The 26,757-nt window shown below is 62.7% G+C and carries 20 protein-coding genes and 1 tRNA gene; 16 read left to right on the forward strand and 5 right to left on the reverse strand.

Going from position 1 to position 26,757, the window contains the following annotated elements; translation table 11 throughout:
- Positions 1-53: 53 nt before the first annotated feature.
- On the reverse strand, positions 54-3,020 hold the full coding sequence (locus GSQ92_RS16820; RefSeq protein ID WP_159013769.1) for a hypothetical protein: 2,967 nt from the start codon (positions 3,018-3,020) through the stop codon (positions 54-56).
- Positions 3,021-3,073: 53 nt separating this feature from the next.
- Positions 3,074-3,877, reverse strand: coding sequence for a sulfotransferase (locus GSQ92_RS16825; RefSeq protein ID WP_158805693.1), 804 nt, complete (start codon positions 3,875-3,877; stop codon positions 3,074-3,076).
- A 538-nt stretch (positions 3,878-4,415) separates the two neighbouring features.
- Between GSQ92_RS16825 and GSQ92_RS16830 the strand changes: the two genes are divergently transcribed.
- The gene (locus tag GSQ92_RS16830; RefSeq protein ID WP_158805694.1) at positions 4,416-6,116 is read left to right on the forward strand and encodes a sulfotransferase; all 1,701 of its coding nucleotides are present in this window, start codon (positions 4,416-4,418) and stop codon (positions 6,114-6,116) included.
- 186 nt (positions 6,117-6,302) lie between these two features.
- On the opposite strand, the gene GSQ92_RS16835 is transcribed toward GSQ92_RS16830, so the two are convergent.
- Positions 6,303-6,746: a hypothetical protein gene (locus tag GSQ92_RS16835; RefSeq protein ID WP_159013770.1), complete on the reverse strand. Its 444-nt coding sequence runs from the start codon at positions 6,744-6,746 to the stop codon at positions 6,303-6,305.
- Between the two features lie 435 nt (positions 6,747-7,181).
- Here GSQ92_RS16835 and GSQ92_RS16840 point away from each other — a divergent pair, with 435 nt between their 5' ends.
- From GSQ92_RS16840 to GSQ92_RS16860, 5 genes are all read left to right on the forward strand, one after another.
- A complete protein-coding gene (locus tag GSQ92_RS16840; RefSeq protein ID WP_159013771.1) occupies positions 7,182-10,904 on the forward strand; it encodes a glycosyltransferase in 3,723 nt (1,240 codons plus the stop codon).
- Positions 10,905-10,948: 44 nt separating this feature from the next.
- The gene (locus GSQ92_RS16845) at positions 10,949-11,311 is read left to right on the forward strand and encodes a DOPA 4,5-dioxygenase family protein (RefSeq protein ID WP_158803942.1); all 363 of its coding nucleotides are present in this window, start codon (positions 10,949-10,951) and stop codon (positions 11,309-11,311) included.
- Positions 11,312-11,347: 36 nt separating this feature from the next.
- Positions 11,348-11,944, forward strand: coding sequence for a TMEM175 family protein (locus GSQ92_RS16850; RefSeq protein WP_158803941.1), 597 nt, complete (start codon positions 11,348-11,350; stop codon positions 11,942-11,944).
- An 82-nt stretch (positions 11,945-12,026) separates the two neighbouring features.
- On the forward strand, positions 12,027-12,746 hold the full coding sequence (locus tag GSQ92_RS16855) for a glucosamine-6-phosphate deaminase (protein ID WP_158803940.1): 720 nt from the start codon (positions 12,027-12,029) through the stop codon (positions 12,744-12,746).
- A gap of 170 nt (positions 12,747-12,916) precedes the next feature.
- Positions 12,917-13,159: a hypothetical protein gene (locus GSQ92_RS16860; RefSeq protein ID WP_158803939.1), complete on the forward strand. Its 243-nt coding sequence runs from the start codon at positions 12,917-12,919 to the stop codon at positions 13,157-13,159.
- Positions 13,160-13,238: 79 nt separating this feature from the next.
- On the opposite strand, the gene GSQ92_RS16865 is transcribed toward GSQ92_RS16860, so the two are convergent.
- Positions 13,239-13,688 (reverse strand): CsbD family protein, encoded by a 450-nt coding sequence (locus GSQ92_RS16865; RefSeq protein ID WP_158803938.1) that lies wholly within the window; start codon positions 13,686-13,688, stop codon positions 13,239-13,241.
- A gap of 257 nt (positions 13,689-13,945) precedes the next feature.
- Between GSQ92_RS16865 and GSQ92_RS16870 the strand changes: the two genes are divergently transcribed.
- From GSQ92_RS16870 to GSQ92_RS16890, 6 genes are all read left to right on the forward strand, one after another.
- The gene (locus GSQ92_RS16870; protein WP_254066637.1) at positions 13,946-15,052 is read left to right on the forward strand and encodes a YihY/virulence factor BrkB family protein; all 1,107 of its coding nucleotides are present in this window, start codon (positions 13,946-13,948) and stop codon (positions 15,050-15,052) included.
- Between the two features lie 349 nt (positions 15,053-15,401).
- The gene (locus GSQ92_RS16875) at positions 15,402-15,890 is read left to right on the forward strand and encodes an RNA polymerase sigma factor (protein WP_216850238.1); all 489 of its coding nucleotides are present in this window, start codon (positions 15,402-15,404) and stop codon (positions 15,888-15,890) included.
- Positions 15,887-16,690, forward strand: coding sequence for an anti-sigma factor (locus tag GSQ92_RS16880; protein WP_158803935.1), 804 nt, complete (start codon positions 15,887-15,889; stop codon positions 16,688-16,690). The genes GSQ92_RS16875 and GSQ92_RS16880 overlap by 4 nt, the downstream gene beginning before the upstream one ends.
- A 41-nt stretch (positions 16,691-16,731) precedes the next feature.
- Positions 16,732-17,115 (forward strand): cytochrome b, encoded by a 384-nt coding sequence (locus GSQ92_RS16885; protein ID WP_216856863.1) that lies wholly within the window; start codon positions 16,732-16,734, stop codon positions 17,113-17,115.
- Positions 17,109-17,303 carry a cytochrome b gene (locus GSQ92_RS30315; protein WP_216856864.1) on the forward strand — a complete coding sequence of 65 codons (195 nt, stop codon included), beginning with the start codon at positions 17,109-17,111 and terminating at the stop codon, positions 17,301-17,303. Before GSQ92_RS16885 ends, GSQ92_RS30315 begins: the two co-directional genes overlap by 7 nt.
- 86 nt (positions 17,304-17,389) lie before the next feature.
- Positions 17,390-18,661 (forward strand): MFS transporter, encoded by a 1,272-nt coding sequence (locus GSQ92_RS16890; RefSeq protein WP_158803933.1) that lies wholly within the window; start codon positions 17,390-17,392, stop codon positions 18,659-18,661.
- Positions 18,662-18,717: 56 nt separating this feature from the next.
- Here the strand turns inward: GSQ92_RS16890 and GSQ92_RS16895 are convergent.
- Positions 18,718-18,805 (reverse strand) — tRNA-Leu (locus tag GSQ92_RS16895).
- A 117-nt stretch (positions 18,806-18,922) separates the two neighbouring features.
- Between GSQ92_RS16895 and GSQ92_RS16900 the strand changes: the two genes are divergently transcribed.
- The 4 genes from GSQ92_RS16900 to gltB all read left to right on the forward strand — a co-directional run bounded on the left by GSQ92_RS16900 (position 18,923) and on the right by gltB (position 26,706).
- Positions 18,923-19,900: a complex I NDUFA9 subunit family protein gene (locus GSQ92_RS16900; RefSeq protein ID WP_158803932.1), complete on the forward strand. Its 978-nt coding sequence runs from the start codon at positions 18,923-18,925 to the stop codon at positions 19,898-19,900.
- A gap of 163 nt (positions 19,901-20,063) precedes the next feature.
- Positions 20,064-21,503, forward strand: coding sequence for an NAD(P)-dependent oxidoreductase (locus tag GSQ92_RS16905; RefSeq protein ID WP_158803931.1), 1,440 nt, complete (start codon positions 20,064-20,066; stop codon positions 21,501-21,503).
- Entirely contained in the window at positions 21,500-22,012 is a 513-nt protein-coding gene (locus GSQ92_RS16910; protein WP_158803930.1) for a DUF2059 domain-containing protein, read from the forward strand. Before GSQ92_RS16905 ends, GSQ92_RS16910 begins: the two co-directional genes overlap by 4 nt.
- A gap of 155 nt (positions 22,013-22,167) precedes the next feature.
- Positions 22,168-26,706, forward strand: coding sequence for a glutamate synthase large subunit (gltB, locus tag GSQ92_RS16915; RefSeq protein ID WP_158804198.1), 4,539 nt, complete (start codon positions 22,168-22,170; stop codon positions 26,704-26,706).
- Positions 26,707-26,757: the final 51 nt, after the last annotated feature.

Below are 26,757 nucleotides of genomic sequence, written 5' to 3' on the forward strand. Positions count from 1 at the left end.
GTCTCCTGCGCTGCCAGGAACTCAGCGAATCATAGCCACGCGAAGGTGTCTAGTTATTTCTCGGCCAGGACACTAGCATTGATGATCCCGTTTTCGGCGGTTCCGCCCGCAAGGACGTTGATATAGCTCGCGGTGGTGTTGACCCCGCTCGAGCCGATTGCGAACCCGCTGACGGTTCCTCCGGTCGTCACAGTCTCGCCGCCGCCGGCTACGACCGTATCGCCGATGTCAACGCCGCTGACGGCCGCCGTGCCGCCGCTGGCGAGCAGCCCGCTCTCTGACCCGCCATTCTGTGTCGCCAGCCATCCGCCTGCCACCGCCGTGGCGCCACTCTCGAAGCCGCCCGAGTCGACGAAGGCGATCGTGTCGTTGATGAGCGTGCCGAGGCCTGTGCCGCCCGAACTGATGTCATAGACGGCGCCAGCGCTGGCTGTCGTGGCGATATCGACGCCACCTTTCAAGACGAGGTCGGTGCCGCCATTGTAGACTGTCAGCCCCTCATTCGTTCCCGCCGACGCGATCGCCGTGGCGCCGTCGATGACCGTCACGGTCCCTCCGGCACTGACAACCGTGTCCGTATAGATACCGACGGTAAACTCGCCCGACCCGCCGCTCGTGATAGTTGTGCTGGTGAGGATACGCGGAGAATAAGTGGTGACGTTGGTATTGAGAAAGCCGCCGCTGGCCACTGTAATGAGACTGCCCGAGCCGCCGTACATGAAGATGTTGTCGTCATCGACCACCGAGGACATGGTCCCATAGAGGTTGATTTGATCGCCGTTGTTGACATTCGTACTAGGATTGATGGTCCCGTTTTCTGCGGTTCCGCCGGCCAGGACATTGAGGTAGTTCTCTACGGTGTTGAGCCCGCTCGTGCCGACCGTGAAACCGTTGAGGGTTCCTCCGCTAAAGACCTGAATACCGGCGCCCCCTTGTTCCATCACGCCGCTGGCGAAACCATCAATATTCGCCGACCCGTTCGCCGTGACCAACATATTGAGCGCGGTCGCTCCACTGGTGACGGTGTACGTCGCCCCGGTCTGCACGGTGCTGCCGCTCTGCAAGGCGCCGGAGGACAGGTTGATCAAGCCGCCCGCGGAAAGGTTCAGCCCTAGACCCTTGCCGCCCAGAAGCACCGTCTCGGTGCCACCCGCGCTCAATGTGACCGACACCGCAGTGCCGCCGGAGGACACCAGAACCTGCCCGCCGCCGCTCAGGAAATCGCCGCTATCCACTCCCCCGCTGTTGACGACCACCATGCCGACGTCGATCGCGCCGAGATCCGCCCCCCCATTCAAAACCAACACTGTACCGCCGGCCAGCACCGTCATCGCGCTCACGGTCGCGCCCGAAGACACGACCAATGTCGCGCCGGCGGTGACCGTCCCGCCGCTTCCCGCCCCGCCTGAGAGGATGTTGAGCATACCTCCCGATGACAGCATCGGGTTTTGCAGCGTAGCACCACTCGCTATCGTATCTGTGCCGCCGGCACTGATCGTGGTCGCACTCGCCGCGCCGCCAGACTGAACCGCCTCTTGCCCGCCGTTGAGAACGGTGCCGCCAACCTCCAAGCCGCCTGACGACACGATGACCGTCCCGCTGTCGCTATTGCCGCTCGCGGTGCCACCGGCCTCGATCACCTCCGAGCCACCGGCCAGCAGCGTGACCTTGTTCACCGTGGCACCGCTAGAGACAAAGAGGATGCCGCCACTTGCCACCGTGGCGCCGCTTTCCACCGCGCCGGACTGAATGATCAGCACGCCGCCCGAGGAGAGCAACGGGTTCAGCAAAGTTCCGCCTTTCGATACAGTCTGGATGCCGCCTGCGCTGATCGTCGTGCCGCTAGCAGTTCCTCCAAACTGGACGGCATCCTGACCGCCCGAGAGGACAGTGCCGCCAAAGTCGGAGCCACCCGCACTGACCAGGACCGCGCCGCTGTCGATGCTTCTCGAGGCGATGCCGCCTGACAACACCATGATTGAGCCACCCGCGAGGGCCGTGACGCCGCTCGCCATGGCGCCGCTAGAGAGGGTCAGGGCCGCGCCGGAGAGAACCGTGCCGGCACTCTCGAGGGCACCGGAAGTGAGACTTAGTATGCCGCCCGAGAACAGGATATCGTGCAGCCCGGTGCCGCCGCCGGAGATTATCTCGGTGCTGCCCGAGACGATCGGCGTAGCGCTGGCGATGCCGCCCGCGAGCACGACCTCCGTGCCGCCCGAGGACAGCATCGCGCTCAGCCCGAGCCCGCCCGCAGAGGTTATCTCGAGGCCGCTCGCGTTGATCTGCGTGGCAGTTGCGGTGCCGCCGAACACGGCCTCCGTGCCACCTGAGGACACAGTATCATTTAGCCCGGTACCACCGTTGGAGATTATCTCGTTACCGCCCGCCCTGATCAGCGTGGCACTGGCGATGCCGCCCGCGAACACGGCCACGGTGCCGCCCGAGGACAGGACATCATTCAGCCCGGTGCCGCGGGAGATTGCCTCGATCCCCCCCGAGCTGATCAGCGTCGCGCTGGCGGTGCCGCCCGCGGAGACGTATTCCACGCCGCCCGAGGAAACGATCGTGGCGCTGACGGTGCCATCCAACCACACATACTCGGCGCCGCCTGAGGACACGATCGCGTTCAGCCCGGTTCCGCCGCTCTCGATTACCTCGTACCCCGTCGCGCTGATGTGCGTGGCACTGGCGGTGCCGCCCGCAAGCACCACTTCATTGCCGCCCACTGCCTGGAGCGTCATGCCAATAGTTGTGCCTCCCGAGGAGACCGTAACGCCCGCGGTATTTTCCACAGACGCCGATAGAAGGCCGCCGCTTTCAACTATGAGGCCGGTGCGGTAGTTGGCCGTATTACTTATCAGGACGCCGAAGTCGTAAATGGTGTTGTATTGAAAGGACCCAGATGGTTGCTGGTACCAGTCTATGCCGGTACCTCCTGCAAAGATGTACGTCGGATTGTTGGGATTTGAGGGTTCCGTTACGAAATTAGAAAGAATTTGACCCGAAGACACGTTAACCATGTTATGAACTCTCTAATAACGTTAATTGTCGGAATAAGATCGGATGCTTAGAGCTAAAGAGATGTCGAGTAGTTTCTCCATCGTCCGACTGAACTCAAATATAGTCTTCGTGTAATCTGATTCGGGTTTGGCGAAGGCGTTCGGCGCGGCGTCTCAAAAAATCGCAGACATGTGTCCTGCCAGGGCAGATCCAGCTCGCTCAATAGGATTCGGATCCGGTCCTCGGGGGCTGCAATGATATCCTCATAAGCAACCTCGATGATCCTGATCGGCAGCACGGCGCGCCAGTGGCGTGCGAGGCGTCTCGTTTCCTCGACGCGAAGCGTGCAGTCCGCGAGACGGTAGGAAAACAGGTTCCCGTCTCTATAGAACCGAAAGAAATTGGAGATTCTCACGTCACGCTCATCGCGGATGACGTGGATCACCGTCGCTCGCGGAAACAGCATTGCGATGATATGGAGGTTGAGCACATTGTCCGGCATCTTGTCGGTGATCCATCTGGCCCCGCCGCTCAGCCTGCGCTGCGTCGCCAAGTAGGATTCGGCCTCGCTCCTGAGATCGTCGGCATTCCATTCCGAAGGGTGCGACCGTGCCGCGTAGCGCTGCGCAAGCTCGCGGCTTATCGCCCCGATGCCATCGCTTTCACCACCTCCGAAGACTTCCGAATGGCTGGATAGGATCTGCTCGACCAACGAAGTGCCCGAACGCGGCAGGCCAAGAACGAAGAGCGGCTCGGTCGACTGGCTCTGCCCGCGCTGTGCCGCATCTATGGACTCCCGCGTGATGAATCGCGCCATGTTGTCGACGTAACGCTGAAACCGCGCACCGTCGAAGACCTCCCCCGCGCTCCTCTTCATTTCTAAGAACGTCGTGTTCGCACTAAGGTAGACAGGAAAGGCCTCATCACATCGACCCGCGGCGTCGAGCGCTTCTCCCAGAACAAAGCCGGCGCTTACCCGGCGAATCGTGGCGATCGAGGGATCTTCGATAACAGACCGCAATTTCAGCAGGGCCTGCGCGTGGTTCGAGTCTGACAGAGCAATCTGCATGATATGCCGCATTCATCCGGGGAGCTTTCGCGCACCATAGGCGGAGCGGGACGATGCGCCCAGACGGTTTCGAATTAGCATCTTTCTTGGGCAGCGAGGTTTGTGTGATATGTTCTGTGCTAGCAATAGCAGCGCGTGTTAATCCGCACTCTTCTAAAATCCATGAGTAACATGGCGTCGCAAAAATGACAGAATGCTAGGAAAATTCAGCAATGAATCTGTTTCGATCTGCCCGCAGGCTTTACGTCACAGCGTCGCGATTCGATATGGAGAAATCACTTCATCGTTTAGCAATAAACCACAGGATAGAGGGAGATGCCACTATACCAGAGACAGGAAGTCAGGGATGTCACGCATTGAAGGGAACAAGACCTCGATACAAAATGCTTTATTTTTTCTAAAGGCAGAGGCGACAATCGAGGACGTCCGCAGCCTCGTGGCCTCGCTTGCGCTGCCGGGCGACACAGTCTTCAGCGCGTACAAGGCTATCCAGGACCATACGACAGCACTACCAAACCTTCTCCTGGACTATCTGTTCAACGATTTTGAAGACGACGAAAAGCTAATCGGTGAAATCTCCCGCCATCTTTTCGCGAAGAATCGATACCGAGCCGCCGAACGATTCGTCAGGACGTCGTTACTTCTCAATCATGGCAAGCCCATGACGCATCGCACCCTTGGCGTCGTCATGATCGAACTCAACGACCCTGCCAGTGCCCTGTTTCATTTCAGGCGAGCAACCGAACTCGAAGGTGAGAGCGCCGTCAATTTACGCCATCTTGCTTGGGGTCTCAGAAAGACCGGCCAACTGGCGGCGGCACGCCAGCACTATGCGCGCTCGGATATCCTCGAGCCCGGCAATATCATGACGCTTTATGGCTTGGCCCGGATAGAGGACGCCGAAGGGAACCTCGACGAGGCGCTGAGTTTAATAGACCGCATCCTCACCCTGACCGATCAGCGACCCGTCGATCACCGGACCCTGCTGCTGAGGGCTTCGGTTCTTGAAGGAGCTGGACGTGCTGACGAGGCACTGGCGATACTGGACCAGATCGAGCCGGCCGGTGTGGCATGCCAAGCGAGAGGTCTCATCCTCGACAAGCGCGGCGAATATGATGCGGCCTTCGCAAGCTTCGCCGCCTCCAAGGAGTGGCAGCGCACTTTAAGTCATCCACCCTATACGGCCGAGTTTCATCGCCAACGCTGCGCGTCTTTGAAAGAATTCTTTACGCGAGACCGTGTAAGCCAGATGCCACGTGCGTCGTTACGCGCGGACGAGCCGCAGCCAATCTTCGTAGTCGGCTTTCCGCGATCCGGCACGACCCTTATCCAGCAGACGCTATCACTCGACCCCGACATCGCAGCGGCGGGAGAGCTACCGACCATCGACCGGCTGTCAGGCTTAACCGAGAGGTCCGGTCGGTTCGGTCGGTATCCGTTTTCCTTGCTCCGAATCCTGCACGGAGACAAGCGGGAGATGTTCTCGGCGATGCGTGACCACTATCTCTACGAGGCAAAGAAGGCGCTCGGATATAAGGAAGGTTTGAGCTTCTTCGTGGATAAGATGCCGTTAAACGAGACCCATTTGGGGCTGATTCATCTTCTGTTTCCAGCGTCTCGCATCATCCACATCGTCCGCCACCCGCTCGATGTCATCCTCTCCGTATACTTCCGCACGATGAGCCACGGCGCGAACTGCGCCCTCCGTTTGGAAACGATCGCCGGGCATTATGCTCTGTTGCACGATCTGGTTGGTCACTACAAAAAGGAGCTCGATCTCAGTCTACTTACCTTGCGATATGAGCAATTCGTCGCAGCGCAATCAGATATCGTTCGTGGCATGATGACCTTCGTGGGGCGACCATTTCATGATGGCCTCTTGGATTTTCAGAAAAATTCGCATTACGAACACTCAGCGGGCGCAAATCAGGTCAGGGCGCCGCTGTCCGAGAAATATGTCTATCGCTACCGCAGATATATCAAGCATCTCGAGCCAATTCTGGATATCGTCAGGCCCATTATGGAGGATTTGGGTTATGAGCTATGATCGGCGGCACTCCTCGGAGTGATCATGGACTTTCCCTGGAACAAGGCGGAAGCGAAGTCGCCGAGTTGGCGGGACCATTTCGCGGAGAAGACGGAATGCGGAGGCGACTTCGGATCCGCTTCATGACGTTCTCTGCCATCCGCTGCGTCACCCCGTTTCGAAGCGTTGCGACGCGGCTTCGAGGCTCTAGTCCCTGACCAGGACCTTCTTCCATTGCGCGGCCACGGTCTCATATTTTTTGCTTGGGCTTCTGCCTTCGCCGGCACCAACAACATTGAAATGCTCGGAGGCGGAACCAACCTTCTGCTGTTCGACCGCATCGGCAACATCGGGATTGCTCTCGAGATACCAAGGGGCATCCACTTCAGGAATCGCACCTAGCCGGCCCTCGAAATATCCGAAGCCGATGTAGTGCATCTTCGCACTCTGGATCTCACCTGTCTTCACGGCGGCCGCGATGTCAGGATTCTCTCGGAGATAGCCGATCTCGTTGAAGTCCGAGGCGGCATTGGCCATCTGCAATAAGATTTTAAGCAATGGAACAGGCAAGGTGATCTGGTCCACGCGATTGAACTCTTTCCGCGTGGCTCCGAGTGCCTTCAAAAGGGAGTCGAACGGCGGAATATACATGCTTTCCTCCTAAGCCTATGGCGCATCCAGGCACCGATTTGGGTTCCGCTAGTTCATATCACGACAACAACCAAACCTGAACTACCCCATACTGATAACTCATCGGCCGGGGTACTGGGCTAGGTTCTTAGGTAATTAGAGCTGTTTTTGGTTGGAACGTTTCCGAAAAGAAGTGGATCCAGAAGTCGGTACGTTATTTGGCCATCGCTAATTCGTAAAGCATAGCCCGTACAAGCCGAAACGTGCACGCGCGACCGACCGTCTTGGCTGCGTTATCCGAGCGACTGACGAACACCGGCATGAGGCTTTGAAACCAACGCTAGCCAGCCGATCCAGTATGTTGCGAAATCGCAAGAAACGTGTTCTAAACTGGCCATCGCACATCCGTTGCGCGCGTCAACAGTATCAAGCGGAGGAGGAGGCTGGGAGATAAAGGTGGGTACCGGCGGGGCCAGAACAGAGCAGCCGGAACAGCGGCGGACAGGCTCGGAAACGCAGCGCGGAGCGACACTCTCTGACGAGGCATTCCCCGGCACGGCCGCGCTCTTTGCGGACCTCGAAACCAAGGACGTCGAGGCGTTGTTATTCGATGCGGCTTATTACCTCGACCGTTATCCAGATGTCCGCACCAATGGTATTGATCCGCTCGAGCACTACCGGGGCTGGGGTGCTTTCGAGGCTCGCGATCCTAGCCCTTATTTCAACCCTTCCTGGTATTTGCAGCATAATCCGGATGTCGCGAAAGCGGGTCTCAGCCCGTTGCAGCATTACGCGCGCTTCGGCGCCCAAGAGATGCGCCAACCGCATCCACGCTTCGATCCCCTCTTTTACGTTGCGCAAATACCTGAGTCGGCGCCCAACCCCCTACTTTTCCACCTTGCGATCGGGCGTGCTTTGGGACTGCCGACCGAGCGGCACTTCGACGTTGAAAACTGCTTGCCTGCCAAGACTGCCCCGCCGCGCTCTCCGCGTGATCTCGCCGTCGATATCGTCATCCCCGTCTTTCGCGGTTTTGAGGACACTCGCCGCTGCCTGCATAGCCTTCTGCGCGACCCTCAAAGTGTCGCCGGAGTCGATGCCGACCATCCCGCACTCCGCATCGTGGTGGTCGATGATGCCTCGCCAGAACCACGCCTGTCGCGTTATCTGCGGCGCCTCGCCACACGCGGCCTGATCACGCTGATCAAGAACGAGCGCAATCTCGGTTTCGTTGCCAGCGTCAATCGCGGCATACAGCATGCCGGCGCGCGAGATGTTGTGCTGCTCAACAGCGATACCGAGGTGCCGTCCGGCTGGTTGCAGCGTCTCGCCGCACACGCCTATGCGCATCCTAATGTCGCGACGGTTTCGCCATTTTCGAACAACGCGACAATTTGTTCCTATCCGGCGATCGATGGCGGCCCCATTCCATTCGGCGCGAGCCTCGCCAGCATCGATGCAGCCTGTCGCAAGGCGAATGCGGGCCGGTCAATCCGCGTTCCCACGACAGTCGGTTTTTGCCTCTATCTGCGCGGCGACGCTTATGCGGAGCTGGGCCTTTTCGATGCCGACACCTTCGGGCGTGGCTATGGCGAGGAGAGTGACTATTGCATGCGGGCGTCCGCGGCGGGGTGGCAGCATCGCCTCGCCTGCGATATTTTTGTCTATCACGCCGGCAGCGTGAGTTTCGGTGCCGGGGCGCCGGAACTCTCGGGCAACGCCGATCTGCTCGACCGGCGCTGGCCGAGCTATCGCCCCCTCGTTGCGGTGCATATCCGCTTGGACGAGGGTGCCCCGTTTCGCCTTGCAACGACGCTGCAATTCTTCGCCACCAACGGTCTCCCTACCATCCTGATGGTCAAACACGCCCATGACGGCGGGGTCGGACAACACATCCGCGACCTGGCGGAAGCCTGCGTCGGACAGGCGAATATCCTGCTACTCAGCTCCATCCTGGAAAGCCCAGGTCTTCGTCTCGGCGCACCCGCCGCTGTCGGCCACCCTGAGATTACCCTGCCCGCGAAAAACCTCGAAGCAACCATCTTTCGCCTGCTGCGGCACGTCGGGATAGCGCGGGTGCACGTCCACCATTGGCGCGGTTTGGGCCTCAACCTCCGGCGAATGATCGCCGTGCTTGCTGTGCCGTTCGACGTGACGGTGCATGACTGGTTCGCGATCTGCCCGCGCGTCAATCTGCTACCGAGGCGGGACGCTATCTACTGTGGGGAGCCGGGGCCGGAAGTCTGCAACGCCTGCCTCCACCAGGGCGAGCCGACCGAAGCGCATGACATCTCGGCGTGGCGTTCCGAAACCGCCTGGTTGTTCCGTCTCGCGGACCGCGTCTTCTGCGGCACGGAGGACACGCGGCGCCGCCTCGATCGCTACGGCCTCGCGGACCGCGCGGTAATCGCACCCTTGGAGTTGGCGCCGGTTCCGGCGGCGCGCCAGACAGCGTCGGTATCCTCTCGGCCGGAGGCACCGGTGAGAGTCGCAATTCTCGGCATGCTCGCCGACCACAAGGGCGCTCCGCTCGTCATGGAAGTGGCGGAGCGGTCACCGCCCGGCAGCCTGGCGATCACCCTCATAGGCGAGGCCGAGCGGCCTCTGGCCAGGCACTTCGCCCACCTCATCGCGGAGACCGGCCGTTACAGGCCAAAGGCGCTCCCCGCTCTGATCGCGCGGCTTGATCCGCAGGTGATCTGGTTTCCCGCGCCCTGGCCCGAGACCTGGAGCCTCACTTTGACGGCGGCCATCGCCTCAGGCCGGCCAATCGTGGCGACAGATCTCGGCGCCTTCCGAGAGCGGCTCGCAACCTATCCAGAGGCCCTGCTTCTGCATCCTGGCGCAAACGCGGAGGAATGGAGCGCAGGCCTCTTCACAGCTGCGAAGTCGCGGACCGCGCCCACGATCCCGCCCGTGCCTCAGGTGGCTCAGTTTTATCCGGCCTCTTATTTGTTACCTTTCAAGACCCAGCCAAGCCAGCCGCGACGGCGTGGGTCGAGGCCCGGGGTGCAGGATTTACGGCGACCCGGACGCACCGCCGTCATCCTGGTGCCGGAGCGGCTGGACGAAGGCGATCTCCTCAGCCCCTGCACCTATATCCGCACGCTATTGCCGCTCGCCCATCCGCAAGCCGGGGAGGGCATCGACATCACGCTGGCGACCGCCGACGAGGCGCTGGGCCTGACCGCCGACCTCATCGTGACGCAGCGCTATGCCGTGCCGGATCCCCGGGCCGCCAAGTCTTTGATCGCGCACGTGCGGGAAAGTGGCGGAAAACTTCTCTTCGATCTCGACGACGACCTGCTGAACTTGCCGCTGGAACACAGCGAAATCAATCGCCTGGCACCGAAGGCCTTGGTGGTTGAGACGCTGGTGAGGGGCGCCGACGGAGTGCAAGTTTCGACGTCAGAACTCGCGTCCCGGCTGGCTCAGGTGGCGCGGCCCGGCGCCCTTGTCATCGTGCCGAACGGGCTCGACGAGCGGCTATGGTCCACAGCGCCGTCGCCCGAGCATGCGGAGGGCGGCCCGAGTTTCGCGGCGGCGGGCGTCACCGGCCGCGTCACGCGCATTCTCTACATGGGAACGGCGACGCATGGCGCGGATCTCGGCCTCATCTTGCCCGCCCTCGGGCGGCTGAAGGCGACCTTCGCGGAGCAAATCTCCATCGAACTCGTCGGCATCGTCGGTGCGGTCGATCTGCCGCCCTTCGTCAAGCGGGCGGAGGTGCCGCACCGGGCCGGGCTTTCCTACCCGGCTTTCGTCGCCTGGCTGACGGCGCAGCAGTCGCAGCGGCCTTGGGCAATCGGAATAGCACCGCTCGCCGACAATGACTTTAACCGCTGCAAATCGTCGATAAAGCTGCTGGACTACGGAGCCCTGGGCCTTGCAACCGTCGCCTCCGACATGCCGGCCTACCAGGCGGCAGATGGCACCGCTTTGCCGGGCACCTTGCTGGCAGCCGACGAGGCGGCCTGGTTCCACGCGCTTTCAAAGCTCATCCGGCAACCCGCCCGTAGGCTCGAACTGGCGAAAGCCGGACGGGCGTCGCTGCTCGGACAGCACAGCCTCGCGGCCCAGTCGGCCACCCGCCGCGCCATTCTGGCGGAGGCCGCGGCGGCTCGGTCCGACCGGCCCGCAGCGCCGACGACCATCGCGATGGCGGCTGTCCGGCGCTGAAACGTGCCGCTAAGCTACGGGCGAAGCACCCAAAGGAGCTCGCCATGGCCGATCCCTCGCAGATCACGGAGTATCACGCGCACATCTACTACCAGCCGGGCGTCACCGAGGACGCCGCGGCGCGGCTGCGGGAGTCGGTCGGTACGCTGTTCCCTGAGGCGCGTCTCGGTCGTTGGCATGCCAAGCCGGTCGGGCCGCATACCGAGGCGATGTATCAGATCGCTTTCCCCGTCTCGCTCTTTCCGAGCCTGGCGCCGTGGCTCATGCTCAATCGCGAGGGGCTCGACGTGCTGCTGCATCCGGAGACCGGCGACGATCTCACGGACCACACGACCCATGCCGCCTGGCTCGGTCATGTTCTGCCCTTGAACGTGGAAGTCTTCGCCGCCGGCGATGACGACGACTGAGACGATACCTGGGCCATACGTCGGGGCGGATGAGAGATGGGTTCTGAACGGCTGACGGCGCTGACCGACGGAGTCGTCGCAGTCATCATCACGATCATGGTGCTTGAGATGAAAGCGCCCCAAGGCACCGACTTACGTGCGCTCGCGGAATTATGGCCTGTGTTCGTGAGCTACGTATTGTCATTCATTTACGTGGCGATTTACTGGAACAACCATCACCACTTCTTCAAACTTGCGCCCGAGGTCGATGGCGCGATGCTTTGGGCGAACCTCAACTTCCTGTTTTGGCTGTCACTGGTGCCCTTCACCACGGCCTGGCTTGGGGAACATGAATTGGCCGCTGTCCCGACGGCGGTCTACGGTGCTTCGCTACTGGCTTGCGCAACAGCCTGGTATATCATGCAAGCGGCAATCATCCGTTCGCAAGCTGAGGAATCGCCGCTGCGTCAGGCGCTTGGGCGAGACGTCAAAGGGAAAGTCTCGCCGATCCTATACCTGAGCGGCATCGTGATGTCGTTCGTGCTGCCCGCGCTTGCCTACCTGATTTACGCGGCGGTCGCTTTGATGTGGTTGGTTCCAGATCGTCGCGTTGCCGCGGCGCTGTCATCGGCACGACGCAATGAGATTCCCTGATCGAGCATGCGCTTGTTACTCCCGACGCCTCGCCTTGACCGGCGCGGCGGCCTAAGTTGCCGCCGCCAGATGAGGATGACAGATGCTGTTTGAATGGACTGATAGCCCCGAGGAATTCGCCGAGCGCGGTGCGGCCCATGCTGCCGCCGTCATCGACGATATGCCTGAAGCGGCCATAGCCTTGCCTACCGGTTCAACACCGATCGGCCTGTATGACCGTTGGGTGGAGCGCGCCGCGACAGGAGAGGTGCAGCTCAACCGCGCGCATTTCTTCAATCTGGACGAATATGCCGGGTTGCCGCAGGCCGACTCGCATAGCTTCGCGGCTTTCCTTCATCGGCATTTCCTCGACCGTGCGGCGATCGACCCCGCACGGGTGCGGCTCTTGCGTGGTGATGCGCCCGACCTCGAGGGCGAAGCGGCGGCGCATGATGCGGCGGTTGCGGCCCAGGGCGGGCTCGACCTCGCCATCCTGGGTCTTGGGGGCAACGGCCACATCGCCTTCAACGAGCCGGGCGCCGACTGGAACCAAGGCACCCACCGCGTGCCCCTGACCGAGGCCACGCGGATCGCCAATCAGGCGTATTTCGAGGATGGCTTCACGGTGCCCCGCGATGGCTTGACCATGGGTATCGGCATGCTGCGGAAGGCTCGCCGCGTGCTGCTGCTGGTGACAGGTGTGGCGAAAGCCGAGGCCCTGGCGATGCTACGCGCCGGCCGTCCGGACCCGGCTTGGCCAGTGACGGCGCTGATCGGCCATCCGCATCTCATCGTGGTGGCCGATTCCGCACTCCGGGGATGATCCAGTCCGAAATGTCCGAAATTGCACGAATCACCCCCGAAACGAAGGCGGGGTGATCAGCGCAAAGGCCAGGGCTTACGTTTGGACATCAAGATTGCGTCACAAAAGACGAAGAGCCGTGGTCAAGATCCTATGCCATTCTCAGTTTCGGAGAAAACCAGAGTATTGTGATGTCGAAATTCGATGCATCCGGGCATATCGCGCTCGGAAATGCACTTTATGCGGGTGCTGTGGCTGAAGCGGCACTTCTGGCGATGATTACCAAGGGCGCGCTCACAAGGCAGGAGGCGCTTGCGGCGATCGATGTCATTCAGAGCGCGCTTGAGGCTGGCCGGGGTGACTATCCCCTCGGGCCAACGCCGGTGGACTATGCCACCGGACGCCTACGCTCGCTCCGCAAACGGATCGGCTAACGACCCGGCTTGGTCGCCATTCGCCCCGCACGCCGCGTCGCGCAGTTCGGCCAATGGCAACCCCAGCCGAGCTGAAAGGCTAGAGCCAGCGGTCGCGGAACGAGCGGCGGGGCGCGAAGGGGCTTGAGGATGAATGCACCAGATAGCCGATGAAGTAGCCCACCGCGGCTGCGCCTAGCAGCGAAAGCAGCGGCTGGCGTTCCACGGCGTAGCCGACATAGTCGCCAGCCTGCGCGCCCGCTTCATAAATGCGGCCGCCGGCCGATGCGGCGCCTTCCTTCACGGTTTGCGCTGTTCCGTGGAGCTTGCTGCCCGCGCGGCTGGCGAGATCCGAGGCGTAGTCAGCGGCGGAACTCGCGGCGCCAGAAACTTTCTCCGCGGCGTCGCCCATGGCGCCCTGTGCCTTGCCGATGACCTGATCGGCCTTCCCTTCGGCCTGGGTCGCTGCGTCGCCGGTTAGGCCACCAGCTGCGTCCTTCACCTTGCCCTTAAGGTCGTTGATGGTGCCTTCCGTCGTCTGATCGCTCATGGGATGCCTCCTGTTGGATGCCGGGACCGGCGCGGTCCTGGCGGTCTCTTGGAGTTCTCATCTTGTCTCGCGTGGCGGCTTCGCAATACCGCGCCGTGCAAGCGACCGACACACCATCACGCCGATCGACCACAAGGGGACGTGACCAGCGTGTGACACGCTCGCGGCTCCGTTCGGCCTTGTCGGGCGAGAGCCTCGGCACAAGTCCCTAGCCGTCTCGCCGGCGTCTTGCCCGGCATTCGGCCGGGGAGCATCTATTGGCATCCAACCTCACGCGAAACATCGGCTTCGTCACCGGCCTCGCGCTATTCGGGCTGTGGCTCGACAAGGCCGGTGGCGGCGATCGGCAGGGGGGTCGATGGTCCGTGACCGCCGATGGAAGCACGGGCTCTCGGGGTGTGACGATGGAACCTGGCGGGTCGCGCGGTGAGACGGGTCGGGGCGCGAAGGTTCCCTCCGAATTGCCGCCGCGTGGCTGGATCCAGATTCTCAAGCGTGTCTTCAGCGAAATCGGCGAGGATTCCGTGCTGGCCGAAGCCGCGAGCGTGACCTTTTATGCGCTACTCGCGCTCTTCCCCGCGCTTGCCGCCTTGGTTTCGCTATATGGGCTGATTGCCGATCCCAGGACGCTATCGACCGAGGTGACCTCGCTGTCCGGCGTAATGCCTGGCGGCGGGATGTCGATCATCACCGATCAGCTCAAATCCCTGGCATCGAGCCCCAGCAAGGCGCTTGGCATTGGCGTCATCATTGGGCTGTTGACCTCGCTCTGGAGTGCCAATGCCGGGATGAAGGCGCTGTTCGATGCCCTAAACGTTGTTTATGGCGAGCGCGAGAAGCGCAGCTATATCCGGCGGACCCTGATTTCGCTGGCCTTCACGCTGGGCACGATCCTGTTCTTGATCCTCGCGCTTGCCGGGATCGTGGTATTGCCGGCAGTGCTAAAATTCGTCGGGTTAGGCGGAGCCACAGCGCTGTTGCTCGAATTCGGTCGCTGGCCGGTACTCATCGTGGCGATCAGTGTTTTCCTCGCTTTGGGGTATCGATACGGCCCTAGCCGGGCGAAAGCACGCTGGCGCTGGGTGAGCTGGGGCAGCGTGGCCGCGGCGATCCTTTGGCTGATCGTTTCGCTCGCCTTCTCCTTCTATGTTTCACATTTCGGGAGCTACAACAAAACCTACGGCTCGCTCGGCGCGGTGATTGGCTTCATGACCTGGATGTGGCTATCCGCCACCGTCGTTCTGATCGGCGCCGAGTTGAACGCCGAGATGGAGCATCAGACCGCGCGCGATACCACCGAGGGGCCGGAAAAGCCGCTCGGCCAGCGCCGCGCCGAAATGGCCGACCAAGTTGCCGCAACCTGAGGCTGAATAAAGCGCGTGCCCGCGTGTTCTCCTGTGGTGAGCCGCACGGATCAGGAAAACACCAAGATGGGCCCCAAGCTTTCAGCTTTCTTTCCGGACAAGGCAATGGTCAGGATCGACGGGTCGCCGCCTGGGTTTCGTTCCGAATTCGTTTGCAGCTGCATCGGTTAGCGCCGGAGGAGCGGACGGCCATGGAAAGAGCTATCGCATGTCGATAGCCAAGTGGTCGCCCGATAGTCGTGTCCCGTTCGACAAACAGACGCGACAGGGCGCGCGCCGTGGTATCGTTAGGCCGCTAACTAACGCGGATGTCCCTATGCGATCGCCAGCGCCTAGGCCGATAGGCGGAATGAAAAACGAGGTTCAAGCGGGGCTGAGCACGCATCTGCGGCGGCTCTGGCGCTACGGCATGGTTTTGTCGGCCAATTCTGACGTGGCGGAGGATCTCGTCCAAGCCACCTGCGTCCGTGCGCTGGAACGTGCCGGCCAGTACGAGCCGGGGACGCGGCTGGACCGCTGGCTTTTTTCCATCCTGCATTCGATCTGGCTCAACGACGTGCGCTCGCGCCGCATCCGCATGGGTCAAGGTTTCGTGGATGCCGAGACCGCGCTGGTCACCGATGGGCTCGCGGCGGCCGAGAATCAGGTGATGGCCAATGAGGTGCTGCGGCGGGTCGAAGCGCTACCCGAGGCTCAGCGCTCGACGGTATTCCTCGCCTATGTCGAAGGCATGAGCTACCGCGAGGTGGCAGAGATATTGGAGATCCCCATCGGAACGGTCATGAGCCGTCTTGCCACCGCGCGCGGGAAGCTGGCGCTTAAGGACGATGCGCGATGAGCCGCGATGAGGACATCGGCCAGTCGGACGACGCCCGGCTGGTGGCCTATCTCGATGGTGAGCTGAATGCGGAGGACCGGGAGCGGCTGGAGAAGAGGCTGGCCGCCGATCCGGCGCTGTCCGCGCATTACGATTTTCTGTCGCGCAGCAACTTTGCCTATGAGGAGGCCTTCGCGCCGCTGCTGGACGCCGCGCCCGCGGCCAGCCTCGATGCGATGTTGGCGAGGGTGACGGCCGCAAAGGTCGCGGTTTCCTCTCGCTCGCATCGGAGCCGTCGCGGATTGATCGCGGCGAGTGTGGCGCTTCTTGCAGTCGGGGCTTTGGGAGATCGTGTCGTCGGCGGATTCATGGGCGCCGAGGGAAATGCCCACTGGCGCACGGCGGTTGCGGAATACCTGAAGCTTTACACGCCGCAGACGCTCGCGGTGATGACGGACGACGCGGCTGAGCGCGCTCAGGAGCTAGGGGTAGTGGAGTCCGGGATAGCGCTGCCCGACCTGCGGCCGGAGGCGATCGCACTTCCCGGCATCGCGTTGAAACAAGCGCAGCTTCTGCAATATGACGGCAAGGCGTTGGGGCAGATCCTGTATCTCGATGCGAGATACGGCCCGACGGCGCTGTGCATCATGCAATCGTCTCTTCCGGGCGCCCCTGTGGATACCGAGCGGCGGCGGGGGCTGAACGTCGCCTATTGGTCTTTTGCCGGGCATGCCTTCATGCTGATTGGCCGCCAGCCCAAGGAGCAGCTTTCTACCTTCGCTCAATCGATCGCGCGACGGTTGGCCAACACGCCCGCGTAGCACGCGCCGGCTTCATTCCCCCGCATCAACAGGATTGGGTCATGAGCGCGACTGCGATTCCTCGACCGCCCTCTGGCCCGTATACAGCTCCGGCCGTTCGGTATGATGGCTTTACGGTCGCGCTGCATTGGGCGACCGCTGCCCTGGTAATTTCGCTTTTCGCGCTTGCTGAGATTTGGGGTTTCGTCCCGCATGGCACGCCGCTGCGACGCGGCATGCAGTCGCTCCATATTTCACTGGGCGTGCTTCTCACAATGATTTTTGTCGCTCGTCTGGCTTGGCGTCTCAGCCATGGCCGACGCCTGCCGCGTTTTCTGTCGCGGCCTGAGCATCTGACGGCGACGATGATGCATCTGCTGCTTTACGCGCTGCTGACGGTGCAGATCGCGCTGGCCTGCTTTTTGCGGGGAGCGGCCGGGTGTTGAAGATCTTCTGGCTTGTCCCGATTTCTCCGCTGTTGTCACTGGATCGCGCGACCCGCACGACAGTCATTCATCTGCACGACTATGTCGCCTGGAGCATCATCGGTCTGGCGGGGATGCACGCGCTCGCGGCGCTTTCTCATCACTATATTCGCGGCAATGGCGTGTTGCGGCGGATGGGTGCGGGCTAGCGATTCGAAATCACGGAAACGCGAGCCTTCGCTTGGTAGTTTGGCGAAAGCCTCCATCTGAAAACGGTGGTCCGGATGGAGGCCGAATGCCTGAGTCAAATGCCGTTTCCCGTCGTGTGACGGCCCCGCTTGAAGCGCTGAACTTCTTTATGGCCGACATGCAGTCGGGCATCGGACCGTTCCTCGGCGTTTTCCTGCTCGCCCATCAGTGGAAGAGCGGGATGATCGGCACGGTGATGACGCTCGGCGGCGTCGCGGGCATGCTGATGACGGTGCCCTTCGGCGCGCTGGTGGATGCGACTTCGCGCAAGCGCGCCTATGTGGCGATCCCGGGCGCCTGCGCGGTGATTGCCTCGCTGCTGGTTCTGTTGTCACAGAATTTCTGGATCATCGCCTTGTCGCAGGTGGCGACTGCGATCGCGGGGGCGGCAATCGGTCCTGCCGTCGCTGGCATGACTCTGGGCATTGTGCGCCAGGCTGGGTTCCCGCGGCAGAATGGCCGCAACCAGGCGTTCAACCATGCCGGCAATATGATTGGTGCCGGCCTCTCCGGCTATCTCGGCTGGCGGTTTGGCTATTCGGCGATCTTCTGGCTAGCAGTTGTCTTCGCGGTGCTCTCAATCGCCTCCGTAGCGTTAATACCGCGCGATGCGATCGACAATGCGGCGGCGCGTGGAGTCAATGATGAGGCTGAGGAGGGCAAGAAGGTCAGCGGATTTACCGTGCTGCTACGGAACAAGCCGCTGCTGATTCTGGCGGCGGCCTTGGGCTGCTTCCATCTCGGCAATGGCGCGATGCTGCCGCTATACGGGCTGGCGGTGACGGGAACGCACAAGGGCAATCCGACGGTCTTCGTGGCCGAGACCATCGTGGTCGCACAGGCGGTGATGATCGTCGCCTCGATCGTGGCGACGCGGATGGCGCAGCGCCAGGGCTACTGGTGGATCATGTTGATCACCTTCATCGCGCTGCCGATCCGCGGGCTGCTCGCCTCGCAGCTTCTGGTGCCCTGGGGCGTCTATCCCGTGCAGGCGCTGGACGGCATCGGCGCGGGGCTGCAAAGCGTCGCGGTTCCCGGCATGGTGGCGCGAGTGCTGAACGGTACGGGCCGGGTGAATGTCGGGCAGGGCGCGGTGATGACCGTGCAGGGGATCGGCGCGTCCCTCAGCCCGATGTTGGGCGGCTGGATCGCGCAGGGTCTAGGATATAGCGTGACCTTCACGATCCTGGGGTCGTTCGCGCTGCTATCCCTGGCGCTATGGCTGGTTTTCGCGAAGATGCTCAGGCCGGCCTGTCTCGGCCAGCCGCCGAAGAACAAAACTCCACTGGGAAGCTTGTCCGAGCCTGCCACGGCCTGACCGGCCACCACGCCGGAGCGAACCTATCCGCCAGCGATCGGAGGGTCGGGAGCTGCTGGTGCCCAGGAGAAGACTCGAACTTCCACGACCTTTACGGCCACAGGTACCTGAAACCTGCGCGTCTACCAATTCCGCCACCTGGGCAAGCTGCGGTGGGCGGGGCATGTATCCTGCGGCTGTGCGGGCGTCAACCAAGACGTGCCCTTGAGGGCAGGCCCGGCTCTGCCTAAGCATGGATTAAGAAGACGGATGGGGGTCCTCATGGCCGGCGACACGCGCAAAATAGCGACGATCTTCGGTGGCACCGGATTCATCGGCCGCCATCTCATCCAGCGTCTAGCGAGGCAAGGCTACAGGATCCGGCTGGCGACCCGCGACGTCGAGCGGGCGGGCCAGCTCAAGCCTATGGGCGCAGTCGGACAAATTGTGCCGCTGCATATTTCGCCGGGCAATTCGGCCGGGATCGATCGGGCCGTCATGGGCGCCGACCTCGTCGTCAATCTGGCGGGCATCCTGGCAGAGCGTCGCAAGGGCGATTTCGAGCGCGTTCATACGAGCGGTCCGCGTCTCATCGCCGAACGCTGCTTTACAGCTGGCGTGCCGAGGCTGGTGCATATTTCGGCGATCGGTGCCGCCGCCGATAGCCGCAGCGGCTATGCCCGGAGCAAAGCCCGTGGCGAGATCACGGTGGCCGCGGCCTTCCCGGAGGTCGTCATCCTGCGGCCCTCGATCGTCTTCGGTCCCGAGGACGCGTTCTTCAACCGCTTCGCCGGCCTCGCGAGACTCTCGCCAATTATGCCGGTGATCTCCGGCGATACCCGCTTCCAGCCGGTCTATGTCGGCGACGTGGCGGAGGCGATCATCGCCGCGCTGGAACTGTCGCCAACGGCGCCGGGCCTGTATGAACTTGGCGGACCCACAGTCCTCACCTTCCGCGAGGTGCTGCGCTATATCCTCAGCGTGACGCAACGTCACCGGCCCTTGTTCGAGGTGTCGCCGAAGCTCGCGCGGTTCGAGGCGCGGATCCTCGAACGCCTGCCGGGCCGGCTGCTGACCACCGACCAGCTCGAAATGCTGGGCCAGGATAACGTCGCGAGCGGCGAACTGCCCGGGCTGGAGGCGCTGGGTATCATACCGAAGCCGATGGAGCTGGTAGTGCCGACCTATTTGGCCCGCTATCGCCAGGGCGGCCGCGCCTATGACCCCGTGGATCGCACGATCAAGCACGCGGATCTCTAATGGGTCCATATCGGACCTAAATCAGGCGGCTTTTACGCACATCATTTCACGAAACCGTGATATGCGTCGAAAATGGGTCACGAATAGTGACTTTTAGTTTGGGAGGCGTCTAAAAGCTGATCGGGATGGGGTGGACCTGCGGGGTCCGCGGTGGAGGTACGCCATGGCTGAGCGCATGCTGCAATTCGTCCACCTGCCGCAACAATCACCTGACAAGCGCCCGGTCGCCATCCGCCGTGAGGATTTCGACGAGATCTATCGCCGCTTCGATCCGGCCCGCGCGGCAGACCAGTCCAGCCGCTGCAGCCAATGCGGCATTCCCTTTTGCTCGATCCATTGCCCGCTCGGGAACAACATCCCCGACTGGCTGAAGCTGACCGCCGAGGGCCGACTGGAGGAAGCTTACGAAGTTTCCTCGGCGACCAATACCTTCCCCGAAATCTGCGGTCGCATCTGCCCGCAGGACCGGCTTTGCGAGGGCAATTGCGTCATCGAGAAAGGCTTCGAGAGTGTCACCATCGGCGCCGTGGAGCGCTACATCACCGACACCGCCTTCGAGCAGGGTTGGGTGAAGCCGGTACGGCCCATCATGGAGCGGCCGGAGAGCATCGGTATTATTGGCGCGGGGCCGGGCGGTTTGGCGGCGGCGGAGATGCTGCGCCAGCATGGTTATCAGGCGCATGTCTATGATCGCTACGACCGCGTCGGCGGCCTCATGATCTATGGCATTCCGGGATTCAAGCTCGAGAAGGACGTCGTGCTTCGCCGCTGGAAGCATCTGGAGGAGAGCGGCGTCCAGTTTCATCTCGGCGCGGCAATCGGCGTCGGCGGGATTTCGATGGCGGAGCTGCGCGAGCGTCACGCGGCGGTGATCGTCGCGACGGGCGTCTACAAGGCGCGCGACATCGGCGGGCCGGGTGCCGGGCTTGGCGGCATCGTTCCGGCGCTCGACTACCTCACCGCCTCGAACCGTCGCGGGCTGGATGATGTGGTGCCCGAGTTTGATTCCGGCCTGCTCAATGCCGAGGGCAAGCGCGTGGTTGTCATCGGCGGTGGCGACACCGCGATGGATTGCGTGCGGACGGCTGTGCGGCAGGGCGCCGTTTCGGTGAAGTGTCTCTATCGCCGAGACAAGGCGAATATGCCGGGCTCAATGCGCGAGGTTAAGAACGCCGAGGATGAGGGCGTCGAGTTCCTGTGGCTCTCCGCGCCCGAGGCCTTTACGGGCGACCACGAGGTTGAGGGCGTGCGCGCCGTGCGGATGCATCTCGGCCTCCCCGATCTGTCCGGCCGGCAGTCGGTCAGCCCGCTGCCGGGCAGCCACTTCAATGTCGAGGCCGATCTCGTCATCAAGGCGCTCGGCTTCGATCCCGAGGATATGCCGCGCATGTTCGGCGAGCCGGGGCTGGAGATCAGCCGCTGGGGCACGCTGAAGGTGAACCACCGCAGCTTCATGACCAGCCTGCCCGGCGTGTTTGCTGTGGGCGACATCGTGCGCGGCGCCAGCCTGGTCGTTTGGGCGATCAAGGATGGGCGGGACGCGGCGGCGCAGGTGCATGACTTCATCCGCAAGAGCGCCTGCACGACGGCGGTGGCGGCATGATGCGCCTCGGTTTCCCGCGCGGCTTGCTTCTGGCGAGCGCGATGGTGCTGGTCGGCGGCGTGAGTGCGGTGGCGCAGACCACGCCCTCGGCCGATAGTCTGCAGGTCGCGAGCCAGGTCGTGCAGGCGATGGGAATCAACCAGGTCGCCAATGCGGCGATGCAGGGCGTTCGCCTCGTCATCGTGCAGAGCATCGCACAGCGCAACAAGAAGCCCGAGGATCAGGTGGGCGCGATCGTCGACCAGATCGTGGTGCCCGACTTGCAGGCCCGCGAGCCGCGCTTCCTGGCGAGCGTCGCGACGATCTACGCGCAGCAATTCACGCTTGAGGAGTTGCAGCAGATTCTCGCTTTCTACCAGACGCCGGCAGGACAGAAGCTGGAATCGCTGACGCCCGCGTTGACGCAGCAGATGATCGCAACCGGCCGTGCTTGGGTGCAGCAGGCCGGGGCCGAGGTGTTGCAGCAGGACGAGGCGAAGCTGAAGGCTCAAGGGCTAAGCATTCAGTAACGATCTGGCGTCATGGCATGCGAAGGCATGCCATCCACGCCTTTCTTGCCTGCGACACAAAGGTAAGGCGTGGATGCTCGGCCTTCGCCGAGCATGACGGATGGATTGGGGAGCATTCCGATTACCCCAATCAGTACGAGAACGAGGAGCGTGACATGACCGAGATGCAGGAAACCGCCGCCGAATTCCTCGACGCCTGGGCGCGCAACACGACCACGCTTGCCGATACCTATGACGCTACGCAGGAGCATGATGCCTGCGGCGTCGGGATGATCGCGGCGCTGGATGGCAAGCGCCGGCGCGATGTCGTGCAGGCTGGCATCGATGCGTTGAAGGCCGTGTGGCATCGCGGCGCGGTCGATGCGGATGGCAAAACCGGTGACGGTGCCGGCATCCATATCGAGATCCCGCAAGACTTCTTCGCGGCGGCTGTCGAACGCGGCGGCGCGAAGCTGCGCCCCGGCAGCATCGCGGTCGGTCAGGTCTTCATGCCCAAGACGGATCTCGGCGCGCAGGAACGCTGCCGGCAGATCGTGGAAACCGAGATCCTCAATCGCGGCTATCTTATCTATGGCTGGCGTCAGGTGCCGATCAACGTCGCCTGCATCGGCGAGAAAGCCAATGCGACACGGCCCGAGATCGAGCAGATCATGCTGTGGAACGCGCGCGGCGTGCCAGAGGCCGAATTCGAGCGTGACCTCTATGTGATCCGCCGCCGCATCGAGCGCGAGGCGATCGCGGCGCAGATCCCGGACCTGTATTTCTGTTCTCTGTCCTGCCGCTCGATCATCTACAAGGGCATGTTCCTGGCCGAGAGCCTGACCGAGTTCTATCCGGATTTGCTCGACCCGCGCTTCGTGTCGCGCTTCGCGATCTATCACCAGCGCTATTCCACCAACACCTTCCCGACCTGGAAGCTGGCGCAGCCGTTCCGTGCGCTTGCCCATAACGGTGAGATCAACACGGTCATCGGCAATATCAACTGGATGAAGAGCCACGAGACTCGGCTCTCCTCCACCCTGCTCGATTCCTTCATGGAGGATATCAAGCCGGTGGTGCAGGCCGGCGGCTCCGACACCGCCTCGCTCGACAATGTTTTCGAGCTGCTGGTGCGGGCCGGGCGGGAGGCGCCGATGGTGAAAGCCATGATGATCCCGCCTTCGATTGGCGCGACTTCGGCAATGCCGGCGGCGCATCGCGAGATGATCGAATACTGCAACGCCGTGATGGAGCCGTGGGACGGTCCCGCCGCCATCACCGCGACCGATGGCCGCTGGGTGATCGCGGGTCTCGACCGCAACGGGCTGCGGCCGCTGCGCTACGCGGTGACCGAGAACCAGTTGCTGGTGGTCGGTTCCGAAACTGGCATGGTGAAGTTCAATGAGGCGGAAATCGTCGAGAAGGGCCGCGTCGGTCCCGGCCAGATGATCGCGGTCGACCTCGACCATCCGCGCCTTTACGACAATGGCGCGATCATGGATTCGCTCGCCGCCCGCGCGCCTTTTGGTGAATGGGCGAAGCGCATCGTCGGCATCGACGACCTCATCAAGACCGACGCGCCGGAGCCTGTGCTGCTTTCCTCCGAGGATCTGCGCCGTCGCCAGCTCGCGATCGGGGCCACGCTGGAGGAGCTGGAGAGCATCCTGCACCCCATGGTGCTCGACGCCAACGAGGCCACCGGCAGCATGGGCGACGATACGCCGGTCGCTGTGCTGTCGGATCGCTATCGCGGGCTGCATTGCTACTTCCGGCAGACTTTCAGCCAGGTCACCAACCCGCCAATCGACAGCCTGCGCGAGGCGCGGGTGATGTCGCTGAAAACCCGGCTCGGCAATCTCGGCAATGTGCTGGACGAGGACGAGCATCAGTTCGACATCCTCCAACTCAATAGCCCGATGCTATCGACCGCCGAATTCATCGCATTGCGGGCGAAGCTGGGGGCCAGCGTCGTCGAGGTCGATGCGACATTCGCGGCGGCTGAGGGCGAGACCGGCTTGCGTGCCGCGATCGATCGCATCCGGCGCGAGGCGGAGGAGGGTGTGCGCTCCGGCGCCACCCACATCATTCTAACCGACGAGCATGTCGGGCCGGACCGCGCGCCGATTCCGATGATTCTGGCGACAGGCGCCGTGCATACCTACCTCGTGCGCCAGAGCCTGCGGACTTTCACGAGCCTTAATATCCGCTCGGCCGAGTGCATGGATGTGCATTACGCCGCTGTTCTGGTGGGTGTAGGTGCCACCACGGTCAATCCGTATCTCGCGCAGGAGTCGATCGCGGATCGGCATCGCCGCGGGCTGTTCGGCGACATGCCGCTGAAAACGGCGGTGGGGCGTTATCGCAAGGCAGTCGATAAAGGGCTGCTGAAGATCATGGCGAAGATGGGGATCAGCGTGATCTCCTCCTATCGCGGCGGCTATAGTTTCGAGGCGATCGGCCTCAGCCGTGCGCTGGTCGGCGAGTTTTTCCCCGGCATGCAATCGCGCATCTCCGGCATTGGTCTCCCTGGCATAGCGCGCAAGGTGCTGGAGCTGCACAAGGTCGCCTGGTCGCCGAATGTCGTCACGCTTCCTGTCGGTGGCGTCTACAAGATGCGGCGCGGCGGTGAGTCGCATGCCTTCGATGGCGGGCTCATCCATCTGCTCCAAACGGCCGTCGCGACCGATAGCTACACCATGTTCCGCCGCTACTCCGAGGGTGTGCGCCGCCTGCCGCCGGTCGCTTTGCGCGACTTGCTCGATTTCCGCGAGGATGGGCTGACCCCGGTGCCGGTGGAGGAGGTGGAGAGCATCACCGAGATCCGCCAGCGCCTGATCGCGCCGGGCATTTCCTTGGGCGCGCTGGGGCCAGAGGCGCATGAGACGCTGTCCATTGCGATGAACCGCATCGGCGCCCGCTCCGATAGTGGCGAGGGCGGCGAGGATCCGGAGCGTTCGAAGCCGCGCGCGAATGGCGACAATGCCTCCTCCGCGATCAAGCAGATTGCATCAGGGCGTTTCGGCGTGACGGCGGCCTATCTCAATGACTGCCGCGAGATTGAGATCAAGGTGGCACAAGGCGCCAAGCCCGGTGAGGGCGGGCAGTTGCCCGGCTTCAAGGTGACGGAGCTGATCGCCAAGCTGCGGCATTCGACGCCGGGCGTCATGCTGATCAGCCCGCCGCCGCATCACGACATCTATTCGATCGAGGATCTGGCGCAGCTCATCTACGACCTCAAGCAGATCAATCCGGATGCAAGTGTCTGCGTGAAACTGGTTTCACGTTCGGGCATCGGCACGATCGCAGCGGGCGTCGCCAAGGCCAAGGCGGATGCGATCCTGATCTCGGGCCATTCCGGCGGCACCGGCGCCAGCGCGCTGACCAGCGTGAAATATGCCGGTTTGCCCTGGGAGATGGGGCTGTCGGAGGCGCATCAGGTGCTGATGCTCAACCGGCTGCGTCATCGCGTGAAGCTGCGTACGGATGGCGGGCTCAAGACTGGGCGGGACGTCGTGATGGCGGCGATGCTGGGCGCCGAGGAGTTCGGCATCGGCACTGCCTCCCTCGTCGCGATGGGCTGCATCATGGTGCGGCAGTGCCATTCCAATACCTGCCCGGTCGGCGTCTGCACGCAGGATGAGAAGCTGCGCGCTAAGTTCGAGGGCACACCCGAGAAGGTCATCAACCTCTTCTCCTTCATCGCCGAGGAGGTGCGCGAAATCCTGGCGCGGCTGGGGTTCCGCAAGCTGACCGACATCATCGGGCGGACGGATCTGTTGCAGCAGGTCAGCCGCGGCAGCGACATCCTGGACGATCTCGATCTCAACCCGATCCTCGCCCAGGCGGATCCCGGACCCTATCCGCGTTACTGCACGCTGGAAGGCCGCAATCCGGTGCCGGAAACGCTGGATGCGCAGATGATCGCGGATGCGGGCGCCTTCTTCGACCGGCGCGAGAAGATGCAATTGCAATACAATATCCGGAACACGCATCGCGCCATCGGCACGAAGTTCTCCTCGCTCATCACCCGGCGCTACGGCATGTCGGCGCTGCCGCCGGCGCATATGAGCGTGAGACTGCGCGGCTCGGCCGGCCAATCGCTGGGCGCTTTCGGGGTGCAGGGTCTCAAGCTGGAGGTTATTGGCGATGCCAATGACTATGTCGGCAAGGGGCTGTCGGGGGCGACCATCGTGGTGCGGCCCGCGCCGTCCTCGAAGATGCAGAGCCAGAACAACACCATCATCGGCAATACCTGCCTTTATGGCGCGACGGCGGGGCAGTTATTCGCGGCGGGGCAGGCGGGCGAGCGATTCGCGGTGCGGAACTCGGGTGCTACCGCCGTGGTGGAGGGCTGTGGCTCGAATGCCTGCGAATACATGACCGGCGGTGTGGTCGCGATCCTTGGCAAGTCGGGCGAGAATTTCGGTGCGGGCTTCACCGGCGGGGTGGCCTTCGTGCATGACGAGGACGGGTTGTTCGGCAATCGCGTCAATCCGGAATCGATCACATGGCAGCGTATCGAATCCGCGTATTGGGAGGGTGTGTTACGGGGCTTGGTCGAGCGGCATGTGCACGAAACTTCCAGCCGCTACGCTGCGATGTTGCTGCACGACTGGGACCAGACGCTTGCTGCAATGTGGCAGGTCGTGCCGAAGGACTACGTGCGCTACCTGCCTCACTCGCTGAGCGACGCGCCGGCAGAGGCGACGGGGTAAGCTGAGACGCCGTTATCTCCCCTCCCTGCAAGGAGGGGTTAGGGGTGGCGT

This window comes from Acidisoma sp. S159 (assembly GCF_009766125.1).
Classification (GTDB): Bacteria; Pseudomonadota; Alphaproteobacteria; order Acetobacterales; family Acetobacteraceae; genus Acidisoma.